The organism is Serratia sp. BNK-10, assembly GCF_047456065.1.
GTDB lineage: Bacteria > Pseudomonadota > Gammaproteobacteria > Enterobacterales > Enterobacteriaceae > Serratia > Serratia ureilytica.
Genome location: NZ_CP179894.1, coordinates 1,476,365 through 1,489,418, shown reverse-complemented (window position 1 = coordinate 1,489,418; position 13,054 = coordinate 1,476,365). Strand labels below are relative to the sequence as shown.

At 58.7% G+C, this 13,054-nt stretch carries 10 protein-coding genes; 5 read left to right on the top strand and 5 right to left on the bottom strand.

Translation table 11 applies throughout. The features are described 5' to 3' along the window. Nucleotides 1-134: 134 nt before the first annotated feature. Entirely contained in the window at nt 135-1,181 is a 1,047-nt protein-coding gene (gene ansB / locus ACMGG9_RS07180; RefSeq protein ID WP_033650671.1) for an L-asparaginase 2, read from the bottom strand. 148 nt (nt 1,182-1,329) lie between these two features. Between ansB and ycaO the strand changes: the two genes are divergently transcribed. The 4 genes from ycaO to pflA all read left to right on the top strand — a co-directional run bounded on the left by ycaO (nt 1,330) and on the right by pflA (nt 7,772). Beyond that, a complete protein-coding gene (gene ycaO, locus ACMGG9_RS07175; protein ID WP_414162007.1) occupies nt 1,330-3,093 on the top strand; it encodes a 30S ribosomal protein S12 methylthiotransferase accessory factor YcaO in 1,764 nt (587 codons plus the stop codon). A 460-nt stretch (nt 3,094-3,553) separates the two neighbouring features. Beyond that, complete coding sequence (gene focA / locus ACMGG9_RS07170) at nt 3,554-4,414, top strand: formate transporter FocA (RefSeq protein ID WP_019454548.1); 861 nt, start codon at nt 3,554-3,556, stop codon at nt 4,412-4,414. Nucleotides 4,415-4,468: 54 nt separating this feature from the next. After that, nucleotides 4,469-6,751, top strand: a complete 2,283-nt coding sequence (gene pflB / locus ACMGG9_RS07165; protein WP_004928286.1) for a formate C-acetyltransferase — start codon at nt 4,469-4,471, stop codon at nt 6,749-6,751. Between the two features lie 280 nt (nt 6,752-7,031). Then, on the top strand, nt 7,032-7,772 hold the full coding sequence (gene pflA, locus ACMGG9_RS07160) for a pyruvate formate lyase 1-activating protein (protein WP_031299859.1): 741 nt from the start codon (nt 7,032-7,034) through the stop codon (nt 7,770-7,772). 50 nt (nt 7,773-7,822) lie between these two features. Here pflA and ACMGG9_RS07155 read toward each other — a convergent pair whose 3' ends face one another. Beyond that, nucleotides 7,823-8,974 carry an MFS transporter gene (locus ACMGG9_RS07155; RefSeq protein WP_033642558.1) on the bottom strand — a complete coding sequence of 384 codons (1,152 nt, stop codon included), beginning with the start codon at nt 8,972-8,974 and terminating at the stop codon, nt 7,823-7,825. A 163-nt stretch (nt 8,975-9,137) separates the two neighbouring features. Between ACMGG9_RS07155 and ACMGG9_RS07150 the strand changes: the two genes are divergently transcribed. Further along, entirely contained in the window at nt 9,138-9,503 is a 366-nt protein-coding gene (locus tag ACMGG9_RS07150; RefSeq protein ID WP_042784105.1) for a DUF1801 domain-containing protein, read from the top strand. A gap of 53 nt (nt 9,504-9,556) precedes the next feature. Here ACMGG9_RS07150 and serS read toward each other — a convergent pair whose 3' ends face one another. The 3 genes from serS to lolA form a co-directional block, all read right to left on the bottom strand. Then, nucleotides 9,557-10,849 (bottom strand): serine--tRNA ligase, encoded by a 1,293-nt coding sequence (gene serS, locus ACMGG9_RS07145; protein WP_033642556.1) that lies wholly within the window; start codon nt 10,847-10,849, stop codon nt 9,557-9,559. A gap of 109 nt (nt 10,850-10,958) precedes the next feature. Then, on the bottom strand, nt 10,959-12,245 hold the full coding sequence (locus tag ACMGG9_RS07140) for a replication-associated recombination protein A (protein ID WP_046897122.1): 1,287 nt from the start codon (nt 12,243-12,245) through the stop codon (nt 10,959-10,961). Between the two features lie 67 nt (nt 12,246-12,312). Next, nucleotides 12,313-12,924 (bottom strand): outer membrane lipoprotein chaperone LolA, encoded by a 612-nt coding sequence (gene lolA / locus ACMGG9_RS07135; protein WP_033642555.1) that lies wholly within the window; start codon nt 12,922-12,924, stop codon nt 12,313-12,315. Nucleotides 12,925-13,054 lie beyond the last annotated feature (130 nt).

Sequence of the window (13,054 nt, the reverse complement as noted above, 5' to 3'; positions counted from 1 at the left end):
TGCGGCCGGCGCGTTTTTTTGGACGATAAAACCCTGCGACATGGGGAAATTCAGCGGGTTAACGCGGTGTTTTATGCTGTATTCAGCCGAGATGGCTGCGGGAGCCCGGACGGCCCCCGCAGGAGAGAAAACGATCAGTACTGATTGAACATTTGCTGGATCTGCTTCGCGTCTTTGGTTTGCGTCAGCGCCAGCTGCAGCAGAATGCGCGCTTTTTGCGGATTCAGCGTGCCGGCGGCCACGAAACCGTATTTGGCGTCGTCCACTTCCGCATCCTCGGTGGTCGCGCCGGTCGGCACGCGCGAAGAACGCACCACCGCCACGCCGTTGTGCGCCGCCGTCGCCAGAGTGTCGAACACGGTTTTATACAGGTTGCCGTTGCCGACCCCGGCGCTGACGATGCCCTGGTACCCTTCGGCGATTAGCGCCTTGGCCGGCGCATCGGAGGCGTTAGCGTAGTTGTAAATGATGCCGACCTTCGGCAGTTCGTTCAGCTTGCTGACGTCGAACGGCGTCTCCCGGGTGTGCTTGCGCTGCGGCGAACGCTGATAATCGATCTTGCCGTTGTGGATGTATCCCAGCGGGCCGAAGTTCGGCGACTGGAAGGTTTGCACGGCGGTGGTGCTGGTTTTAGTGACATCTCGTGCGTCCAGCACGCTGTCGTTCATCGCCACCAGCACCCCGCGGTTGGCCGATTGCGGATCCGCCGCCGTCACCACCGCGTTATAAAGATTGAACGGGCCGTCGGCGCTCATCGCCGTCGCCGGCCGCATCGCCCCGACCAGCACTACCGGCTTGTCGCACTTCACCGTCAGATCGAGGAAATAGGCCGTCTCTTCCAGCGTATCGGTGCCGTGGGTGATGACGAAGCCGTCGGTTTTGCCGCAGTCGGCGTCAATTTTCTTCGCCAACGTCAGCCAGACCTGATCGTTCATGTCCTGCGAGCCGATGTTAACCACCTGCTCCCCCTGCACGTTGGCGATGTTCTTCAGCGCCGGCACCGCATCGACCAGCGCCTCGACGCCCAGTTTGCCCGCGGTATAGTTGGATTTCGTCGCCGAATCGCCGCCGCCGGCGATGGTGCCGCCGGTCGCCAGCAGGGTGATGTTGGGCAGCGCCAGCGCCGAGGCGCTGACGCCGGTCAACAAAAGGGTTAACACGCTGAGTTTCACTGATTTCATTAGATTTCTCCGTGACAGATAACTCGCTGAATTATGACCTTTATCCTTAAAAAAACTGTGACTTTGCCGCCGCTTTAGGAATACGTGGAGCTCCAGCGTAAAACCCCGTATCATTGCGCGTTTTTAGTACGCGCAAAAAGTGAAGACAATGACGCAAACTTTTATCCCCGGTAAAGACGCCGCCCTGGAAGATTCCATCGCCCGTTTCCAGCAGAAACTGAGCGATCTCGGTTTCAACATCGAAGAAGCCTCCTGGCTGAACCCGGTGCCGCACGTATGGTCGGTGCACATTCGCGATCGCGATTGTCCGCTGTGCTTCACCAACGGCAAAGGCGCCAGCAAAAAAGCCGCGTTGGCCTCTGCGCTGGGTGAATATTTCGAGCGCCTGTCCACCAACTACTTCTTCGCCGATTTCTATCTGGGCAAGCAGATCGCCGAAGGCGACTTCGTGCACTACCCGAATGAGAAATGGTTCCCGATCCCGGCGGACGATGCGCTGCCGGCCGGCATCCTCGACGAGCGTCTGCACGCCTTCTACGATCCGCAACAAGAGCTGAGCGCCAGCGATCTTGTCGATCTGCAGTCCGGCAATGCCGATCGCGGCATCTGCGCGCTGCCGTTCACCCGTCAGTCCGATCAGCAAACGGTGTACATTCCGATGAACATCATCGGCAACCTGTATGTTTCCAACGGCATGTCCGCCGGCAACACCGCCAACGAAGCGCGCGTGCAGGGCCTGTCGGAAGTGTTCGAGCGCTATGTGAAAAACCGCATTATCGCCGAATCCATCAGCCTGCCGGCGATCCCGGAAGAGGTGCTGAACCGCTACCCGGGCGTGGTGGAAGCCATCGCCAAGCTGGAAGAGGAAGGTTTCCCAATCCTCTCCTACGACGCCTCGCTGGGCGGCAACTACCCGGTGATCTGCGTGGTGCTGTTCAACCCGACCAACGGCACCTGCTTCGCCTCGTTCGGCGCGCACCCGGACTTCGGCGTGGCGCTGGAGCGCACGGTGACCGAACTGCTTCAGGGCCGCAGCCTGAAAGATCTCGACGTGTTCACCGCGCCGACCTTCGATGACGAAGAAGTGGCGGAACACACCAACCTGGAAACGCACTTCATCGACTCCAGCGGCCTGATCTCGTGGGATCTGTTCAAGCAGGACGCGGACTATCCGTTCGTTGACTGGAGCTTCAGCGGCAGCACGCAGGAAGAGTTCGCCACCCTGATGAGCATCTTCGACAAAGAAGACGCGGAAGTGTACATCGCCGACTACGAACACCTGGGCGTCTACGCTTGCCGCATCATCGTGCCGGGCATGTCCGATATCTACCCGGCGGAAGACCTGCTGCTGGCCAACAACAGCATGGGCGCGCACCTGCGCGATACGCTGCTGGCGTTGCCGGGCAGCGAGTGGGAGCCGGAAGAATACCTGGCGCTGATCGAGCAGTTGGACGACGAAGGGCTGGACGATTTCACCCGCGTACGCGAACTGCTGGGCATTGCCAGCGGCAAAGACAACGCCTGGTATACCCTGCGCGTGGGCGAGCTGAAGTCGATGCTGGCGCTGGCGGGCGGCGATCTGGATCAGGCGCTGATTTGGACCGAATGGACGCAGGACTTCAACGCCTCGGTGCTGAGCCCGGCGCGCAGCAACTACTACCGTTGCCTGCAAACGCTGTTGCTGCTGGCACAGGAGCATGAGCGCGAAGCGGCGCAATACTATACCGCGTTCGTGAAAATGTACGGCCAGGAAGCGGTGGACGCGGCCTCGGCCGCCATCAGCGGTGAAGAGCGCTTCAACGGGCTGTTCGCCGTCGATGCCGATTTGAAGGCGTTGCCGGCCCATCAGGCGCTGCTGGCGGCCTACGAGAAACTGCAGGCGGCCAAGCGCCGTCACTGGGCCAAGGCCTAATCGCCATTGGGGGTACCGCCACTTTTGGGGTACCCTCCCCGGTCAAACGCCGCACTCCGCTGCGGCGTTTTCATTTTGCGGTTTATTTCAACGCATTCTGTTTTATTTTCCCGCAGGAAAATAGGCGGTTAAACGAGCATAAGAATAAATAAACCGGCGATTGTTGCCGGACGGTGAAATAATAATTAACCGATAATTAAACTTTCAGCGACGAACGGCGACAAAACGCCTAAAAATTTAACTTTGACACCCTCGGCACATCGGGTGAATTCAAAAAAAATTGCAAACATTAAAAAATTGTTTTTTGTTTAAATTCAATAAATTAACCATAAAAACCACACAGAAAACATGCCATTTTGGCGCTCTACTTCCCCGCCTTATGATCCAAATCAAATTTTCCCCTATACTGCTTTGCTAGTATCTCATTGCGTTGTTTTAACCCTTAAGAGCGAGAGTTAGTTTGAAAACTGACAGCCCATTCGATCTGATTTTACCTGCGGCAACGGCGAAAATCGCTGAAGATGCCGGCGTGTATAAAGCCACCAAACATCCGCTGAAAACGTTTTATTTGGCGATCACCGCCGGTGTCTTCATTTCCATCGCCTTCGTTTTCTACATTACGGCGACCACCGGCACCGCCGGCGTGCCTTTCGGGCTGGCGAAACTGGTCGGCGGCATCTGCTTCTCTCTCGGGTTAATGCTGGTAGTGGTGTCGGGCGCCGACCTGTTCACCTCTACCGTGCTTATCGTCATCGCCAAGGCCAGCGGCCGCATCAGCTGGGGCCAACTGGGCGCCAACTGGCTGAACGTTTATCTCGGCAACCTGGTCGGCGCGCTGTTCTTCGTGGCGCTGATCTGGTTCTCCGGCGAGTATATGGTCGCCAACGGCCAGTGGGGCCTGAATGTTCTGCAAACCGCGGACCACAAGCTGCATCACACCTTTATCGAAGCCGTCTGCCTCGGCATTCTGGCTAACCTGATGGTCTGCCTGGCGGTCTGGATGAGCTACTCCGGCCGTACCCTGACCGACAAGATGCTCGCCATGGTGCTGCCGGTCGGTATGTTTGTCGCCAGCGGCTTCGAACACAGCATCGCCAACATGTTTATGATCCCTATGGGCATCGTGGTCAAACACTTCGCCACGCCGGAATTCTGGCAAGCCGTAGGGGCGGTACCTGAGCAATTCGCTCATCTGACAGTAAGCAACTTCATCATCGACAACCTGATTCCGGTCACCATTGGTAACATCATCGGCGGCGGTCTGCTGGTTGGGTTGACTTACTGGGTAATTTATCTGCGCGGGGGCCGCGAACAGCACTAAGCTGTGAGTTACCGCGTGCAGAGTTAGAAATCCACAATCAAAGGTAGGTGTACAATGACCGAACTTAACGAGAAATTAGCCAACGCTTGGGAAGGTTTCAGCAAGGGTGACTGGCAGAATGAAGTCAACGTTCGTGACTTCATCCAGAAAAACTACACGCCTTATGAAGGTGACGAATCCTTCCTGGCTGGCGCAACTCAAGCCACCACCACCTTGTGGGACAAGGTTATGGAAGGGATCAAACTGGAAAACCGCACTCATGCGCCAGTTGATTTCGACACCAACGTTGCTTCAACCATCGTTTCTCACGACGCGGGTTACATCGCCAAAGAGCTGGAAACCATCGTGGGTCTGCAGACCGACGCCCCTCTGAAACGCGCGCTGATCCCGTTCGGCGGCATCAAAATGGTCGAAGGTTCGTGCAAAGTATACGGCCGCGAACTGGATCCGCAGCTGAAAAAAGTGTTCACCGAATACCGTAAAACCCACAACCAGGGCGTATTCGACGTTTACACCAAAGACATCCTGAACTGCCGTAAATCCGGCGTGCTGACCGGTCTGCCAGACGCTTACGGCCGTGGCCGCATCATCGGCGACTACCGCCGCGTGGCGCTGTACGGCATCGACTTCCTGATGGCCGACAAGCTGAACCAGTTCAAATCGCTGCAGGAAAAACTGGAAAACGGCGAAGACCTGGAAATGACCATCCAGCTGCGCGAAGAGATCGCTGAACAGCATCGCGCTCTGGCTCAGATCAAAGAGATGGCCGCCAAATACGGTTACGACATCTCCGGCCCGGCCACCAGCGCCCAAGAAGCAGTGCAGTGGACCTACTTCGGCTACCTGGCCGCGGTGAAATCCCAGAACGGCGCCGCCATGTCCTTCGGCCGCGTGTCTACCTTCCTCGACGTGTTCATCGAACGCGACATCAAGGCGGGCAAACTGACCGAAGAGCAAGCGCAGGAACTGATCGACCACCTGGTGATGAAACTGCGTATGGTGCGCTTCCTGCGTACCCCTGAGTACGATGAACTGTTCTCCGGTGACCCAATCTGGGCGACCGAATCCCTGGCCGGTATGGGCGTCGACGGCCGTACCCTGGTCACCAAAAACAGCTTCCGCTTCCTGAACACCCTGTACACCATGGGGCCGTCTCCGGAGCCGAACATGACCATCCTGTGGTCTGAGAAGCTGCCGCTGAACTTCAAGAAATTCGCGGCGAAAGTGTCCATCGATACCTCTTCCGTACAGTACGAAAACGACGACCTGATGCGTCCTGACTTCAACAACGATGACTACGCCATCGCCTGTTGCGTCAGCCCGATGATCGTCGGTAAGCAAATGCAGTTCTTCGGCGCCCGCGCCAACCTGGCGAAAACCATGCTGTACGCCATCAACGGCGGCGTTGACGAGAAACTGAAAATGCAGGTCGGCCCGAAAGAAGCGCCGATGATGGACGAAGTGCTGGACTATGACAAAGTCATGGCCCGCATGGACCACTTTATGGATTGGCTGGCCAAGCAGTACGTGACCGCGCTGAACATCATTCACTACATGCACGACAAGTACAGCTACGAAGCTGCGCTGATGGCGCTGCATGACCGTGACGTTTATCGCACCATGGCTTGCGGCATCGCCGGTCTGTCCGTTGCGGCCGACTCCCTGTCCGCCATCAAGTACGCGAAAGTCACCACCATTCGCGACGAAGACGGCCTGGCTATCGACTTCAAAGTGGAAGGCGAATATCCGCAGTTCGGTAACAACGACGCCCGCGTCGATGACATCGCCTGCGATCTGGTGGAACGTTTCATGAAGAAAATTCAGAAACTGCGCACCTACCGCAACGCGGTACCGACCCAGTCCGTACTGACCATCACCTCCAACGTGGTGTACGGTAAGAAAACCGGTAACACCCCGGATGGCCGCCGCGCAGGCGCACCGTTCGGCCCAGGTGCCAACCCGATGCACGGCCGTGACCAGAAAGGTGCAGTCGCCTCCCTGACCTCGGTAGCCAAACTGCCGTTTGCCTACGCGAAAGACGGGATCTCCTATACCTTCTCCATCGTGCCTAACGCGCTGGGTAAAGACGACGACGTGCGTAAAGCCAACCTGGCGGGCCTGATGGATGGTTACTTCCACCATGAAGCCTCCATCGAAGGCGGTCAGCATCTGAACGTCAACGTAATGAACCGCGAAATGCTGCTGGACGCGATGGAAAACCCTGAGAAATACCCTCAGCTGACCATCCGCGTCTCCGGTTACGCCGTGCGCTTTAACTCGCTGACCAAAGAGCAACAGCAGGACGTCATTACTCGTACCTTCACTCAAACGATGTAATAACGCCGACCGGGCGGGAGACCGCCCGGTGCCAACGTCGGGGCCGGTTCTGCCGGCCCTTTTCTCCCACCGCTCTCCCCTGACTCTGTGCGAGTCTGTTTTGCCGGACATCTATACTGAATGGATAGCCGGCAAAACAGTTATCCGGCAACTGACCGGCCGACAGGCATCATTACCCCCGGTGGCGGATCCCCCGCCGCTGCATCGCAGATACCTGGCCGGCGGCCACGCGCCTATTTTTAGACTGCGTTTGACAGTCCATATTGGAGAAAACCCCGCAATGTCAGTAACTGGTCGCATCCACTCCTTCGAATCCTGCGGCACCGTCGATGGGCCCGGGATCCGCTTTATCGTCTTCTTCCAGGGCTGCCTGATGCGCTGCCTCTATTGCCATAACCGTGACACCTGGGACACCCACGGCGGTAAAGAAGTGACCGTCGAAGAGCTGATGAAAGACGCGGTGGCCTACCGCCACTTCATGAACGCTTCCGGCGGCGGCGTGACCGCGTCCGGCGGCGAGGCGATCCTGCAGGCTGAATTCGTGCGCGACTGGTTCCGCGCCTGCCATGCCGAAGGCATCAACACCTGCCTGGACACCAATGGCTTCGTGCGCCGCTACGATCCGGTGATCGACGAATTGCTGGACACCACCGATCTGGTGATGCTGGATCTGAAACAGATGAACGACGAGATCCACCAGAATCTGGTCGGCGTCTCCAACCACCGCACGCTGGAATTCGCCCGCTATCTGGCGAAACGCAACCAGCGCACCTGGATCCGTTACGTGGTGGTGCCGGGTTGGTCAGACGACGATAAATCGGCGCACCTGCTGGGCGAGTTCACCAAGGACATGACCAACATCGAGAAAATCGAGCTGCTGCCTTACCACGAGCTGGGCAAGCACAAATGGATAGCGATGGGGGAAGAGTACAAACTGGACGGCGTGCATCCACCGAAGGCCGAGACCATGGATCGCGTCAAAGGCATCCTGGAAAGCTACGGCCACAAAGTGATTTACTGACTGACGCAGCACCAAAGAAAAAACCGGCTCATGGCCGGTTTTTTTTATGCTCAGGCGGCGGCGAACGGCGTGTGATGGCGATCCGGCTTCTGCTTTTTCAGCAGCATCAGCAGGTAAACCAGCGCCACGGCGGCGATCATCACGAACAGCACGCGGTCGGAATAGTTCTGCATCAGCAGCGCCGTCATCGATGGGCCCAGCAAGCTGCCGATGGTGTAACTCATCAGCAGCGCCTGGTTCATCGCCACCAGTTCGTGCGGCATTGCCTTCTCACAGGCCCAGGACATCGCCACCGGATACAGGGTAAAGCCGGCGCAGCCGAGGATGAACAGTGAAGGCGCCATGGCGTAGTTGCCGAGCATCGCCACGCTGGCGAGGATCACCACAAACACCTGAATGCGCAGCACCAGCAGGCGCCCGTAACGATCGGCCAGGCGCCCGACCGGCCATTGGCCGACGATGCCGGAGCTGACCAACAGCGCCATCCAGTAGCCGACGTTAGCGTCGCTCATGCCCTGATGAGAGAGATACAGCGGCATCAGGCCATACAGCGAGCCGAGCACGATGCCGGAGATGATGCAGCCGTTGATGCCCAGGCGCGCACTGCGGCGTCTCAACATTGTCCATACCGCCGCCTGCTGCGGCTCGTCTTCATGGCGGTTTACCCGCGCGAACAACATCGGCAGCATGGCGCTGATCACGATCGCGGTCACCCACGGCACCACGTGCAGCAATTCGGTCGAGGTCATGCTCAACAGTAACTGGCCGGTCACCGTACCGAGGTAATAGACAATCATATAGGCCGCCAGCAGCTGGCCACGGTTGCTCAAATTGCCGCTGCGCAAAAGCGCGCTCTCCACGATCACCCAGATCCAGGCACACCCGACGCCGGCGAAGAAGCGCCAGCCCAGCCAGCTCCAGAAATCGATCGACAGCACCATGCCGGCGGTCGCGGCGGCGAACAGCAAACAAGAGAGATGATAGCTGCGGGTGAAGCCAACGCGCTGGATCAGTTTGCCCGCTACCAACGTGCCCAACAGGTTGCCGCTGAAATAAGAGGAGCTGACCATACCCACTTGCCAGGTCGACAGCTGAGCATGGGTTAACCAAAGCGGCACTAACGTATTCAAAACGGCAATGGATACCGTGAGCAGCAAGAGGCCGCAGAGCAATAAGAGCACCGGGCGGGAGTAAGCGGACATAGTGAAATTGTGACCGAACGCGCAATGAGAGTGCGCGCATCATGCCACTGGCGATAAAAAAGTCAATCGCCTCTTATCATTCCAGCGCACGATTTGTTTCCGGCTAAGCGGCTGAAAAAGCGCTATGCTCAGCGCAGAGCGGATTTAACGACGGAGAAGCGAGATGAGTCAGGCAAATAATGCGGCGGTCGAGACCTTGCTGGCAGACATCGGCAGCACGCACGGCGAGCTGCTGGAGATCGTACAACAGGTGCGCCGGGTCGCTGCGGCGAGCGGCAGTGGCATCACCGAATCGGTCAAATACGGCGGCATCATGTTCTCGCATACTCAATTTTTCTGCGGCGTTTTCGCCTACCGCAGTCACGTCACGGTGGAATTCGGCCAAGGGCACCGACTGGAAGATCGCTATCAGCAACTTGAAGGCAACGGCCAATATCGGCGGCACATCAAGCTCCACTCGCCCGCCGAAGTGAAAAACAAGCACCTGGCGGACTACATTAAACAGGCTTACGCGCTGGCGACAGACTGAATTTCCGACATAAAAAAAGCGCCCGCAGGCGCTTTTTTCAAATGCTTTGCCGTTTAACCGATGTATTCCAGGCCGCCCATATAAGGACGCAGCACTTCAGGCACCTGAATGCGACCGTCGGCCTGCTGGTAGTTTTCCAGCACCGCCACCAGCGTACGGCCGACCGCCAGGCCGGAGCCGTTCAGCGTGTGGACCAGACGCGGCTTCTTGTCGGCCTTGCTGCGGCAGCGAGCCTGCATGCGGCGCGCCTGGAAGTCCCACATGTTAGAGCAGGACGAGATCTCGCGGTAGGTGTTCTGCGCCGGCAGCCACACTTCCAGATCGTAGGTCTTGCAGGCGCCGAAGCCCATGTCGCCGGTGCACAGCAGCACCTTGCGGTAAGGCAGGTTCAGCAGCTGCAGCACTTTCTCCGCATGGCCGGTCAGCTCTTCCAGGGCATCCATCGAATCTTCCGGACGGACTATCTGAACCATTTCGACCTTGTCGAACTGGTGCATACGGATCAAACCGCGGGTGTCACGGCCGTAAGAACCGGCTTCCGCACGGAAGCATGGCGTGTGCGCGGTCATCTTCAGCGGCAGAGTTTCCTCTTCCACGATCTCGTCGCGCACCAGGTTGGTCAGCGGCACTTCCGCCGTTGGGATCAGCGCGTAGTTGCTGCTGTCGGCTTCTTCTTCCAGCGGGCGGGTATGGAACAGGTCTTCGCCGAACTTCGGCAGTTGGCCGGTGCCGTACAGCGTGGCGTGGTTGACCAGGTAAGGCACGTAGGCCTCCAGGTAGCCGTGCTGTTCGGTGTGCAGATCCAGCATGAACTGGGACAGCGCGCGGTGCATGCGGGCGATTTGCCCTTTCATCACCACGAAGCGCGAACCTGTCAGCTTAACCGCGGCGGCAAAATCCAGCCCGCCGGCCATTTCGCCCAGATCGACATGATCGCGCACCGCGAAGTCGTATTGGCGCGGTTCACCCCAGCGGGTGACTTCCAGGTTTTCGCTGTCGTCTTTACCGTCCGGCACGGCGTCGTCCGGCAGGTTAGGCAGCGTCAGGGCATAATCGCGGATCTCGCTCTGCAGCGCATCCAGTTCCGCCTTGGCGGCATCCAGCTTGTCACCCAGCTCGTTCACTTCGCGACGCAGCGGCTCGATGTCTTCCCCACGCGCTTTGGCCGCGCCGATGGATTTCGATCGGGAGTTGCGTTCCGCTTGCAGCGTTTCAGTTTCTACCTGCAGAACTTTGCGGCGTTCTTCCTGCGAACGCAGCAGATCCAGATCGAGTTTAAAGCCTCGGCGAGCCAGTTTGACGGCGACTGCGTCTAGCTCATTACGCAGCAGATTGGGATCGAGCATGCTAATCCTGTGCTTGTTGTTATTGAAAGAAGTGTTGTTGTTCTATGCGGCTGATTTATAGCCGCATAAAAGAAGAGTGATACCCGCTAACCTTACCGCAACGGCCACGCTAGCGGTAGCGTTTTGTCGGGCTATTTTGATCCTGCTCAGCCAGCCATGCCAACTTTTCGCCGATTTTCCCTTCCAGCCCGCGCGAGGTCGGTTGGTAGTAGCGCGTGTTGGCCATTTCGGGCGGGAAGTAGTTCTCGCCGGCGGCATAGGCGTTGGGTTCGTCGTGAGCGTAACGGTATTCCGCCCCCAGCCCCATTTCCTTCATCAGCTTGGTCGGCGCGTTGCGCAAATGCTCCGGCACGTCATAATCGGCCTGCTCTTTGGCGTCGCGCATGGCGGCCTTGAACGCGGTGTAAACCGCGTTGCTTTTCGGCGCGCAGGCCAGGTAAACAATCGCCTGCGCAATGGCGCGCTCGCCCTCCGCCGGCCCCACGCGGGTGAAACAATCCCAGGCGGCGATCGCCACCTGCATGCCGCGCGGATCGGCGTTGCCCACGTCTTCAGAGGCAATCGCCAACAGACGGCGCGCCACATAGAGCGGATCGCCGCCGGCGGTAATGATGCGCGCATACCAGTACAGCGCGGCGTCCGGCGCCGAACCACGCACCGATTTATGCAGCGCGGAAATCAGGTCGTAATAACGGTCGCCCTTGTTGTCGAAGCGCGCGCTGCGCTCGCCCGACACCTCCTTCAGCAGCTCCGGCGTCAGCACCCGCACGCCTTTGGCGTCGAGCTCCGCCATGTCCGCCATCATTTCCAGGCTGTTCAGCGCCCGGCGCGCATCGCCGCCCACCAGCTCCGACAGCAGGCGGCGCGTTTCCGCCGGCAGCTCGACGTTCTGGCCGCCAAAACCGCGCGCCTTGTCGTTCATCGCCTGATCCAGCACCTGGCCGATGTCTTCGGCGGTCAGCGCCTTCAACAAATAGACGCGGGCGCGCGACAGCAGCGCTGAGTTCAGTTCGAACGACGGGTTTTCGGTAGTGGCGCCGATAAAGGTGATGGTGCCGTCTTCAATGTGCGGCAGGAAGGCGTCCTGCTGACTTTTGTTGAAGCGGTGCACTTCATCGACGAACAGAATAGTGCGGCGGCCGGCGTCGCGGTTTTGCCGCGCCCGTTCGATCGCCTCGCGGATCTCCTTGATCCCGGAGGTCACGGCGGAGATCCGTTCGACGTCCGCCTGACCATAACGGCCGATCAGCTCTGCCAGCGTCGTCTTCCCTGTGCCCGGCGGCCCCCATAAAATCATCGAGTGCAGCTGCCCGGCCTCGATAGCGCGCGGCAGCGGCTTGCCGGCGGCCAGCAGGTGCTGCTGGCCGATATACTGCGCCAGCGTGGTCGGCCGCATACGCGCGGCCAACGGCTGGAACTCGTTCTGGGAAAAATCGAGCGACAGATTATTACTCACTTGCACCTCACTGGCGCTGGTCGTCCAGCGTCACCCCCTTCGGCGGGGTAAATTTGAATTTGGCCGGATCGGCGGTGACGTTCTGCTGGCTTTTCAGCGTATAAGCGCTGCGCTGGCCGTCCTGCTCCACCGCGGCGAAGCTGCGGATGGTGCCGCTGTTGGTCACGCTGATGGCGAACTGCTTCAGGTTGCCGCTGGCGGATTTCGGCGTCAGCTCGAAATCATCGCCCTTTTGCTTCACGTTGTACTGCTTCCAGTCGCTGGCATTGTTGCGGGTGATCAGCATAAACGGCGTATTGCCGGTGGCGTTCTTCAGCCAGGTCGCCGTCACCTGCTCAACGAACGGGTTATAGAACCACAGGGTTTGGCCATCGGAGACCAGCACGCTCTCATCGGGTGACGTCATGTGCCAGTTGAACAGGTTCGGCCGCTTCACCCACAGCTCGCCTTCCCCCTGTTGCACCGCGGCGCCGTCGGCGCTGGTCACGGTTTGCGAGAAGCTGGCGTGGAAACTGTTCACCTTCGCCAGGCGACTTTGCAGATCCTGTGCGGCGTCGGCCAGCACGGAGGTAGAAGCGAATCCCGAAAGCAGACAGCAGGCAACTAACAGTTTTTTCATTATTCCAGATACCTTATGAAATGCGTTAACCGCAAGGCGGCGCCGTGCGGGTCAAATCAACCCTTTACCCCGTTACTTTACCCGAAGCCGGCGAACGGCCGGTAGGCCAATGTTCCGAGAAGAAACGGGT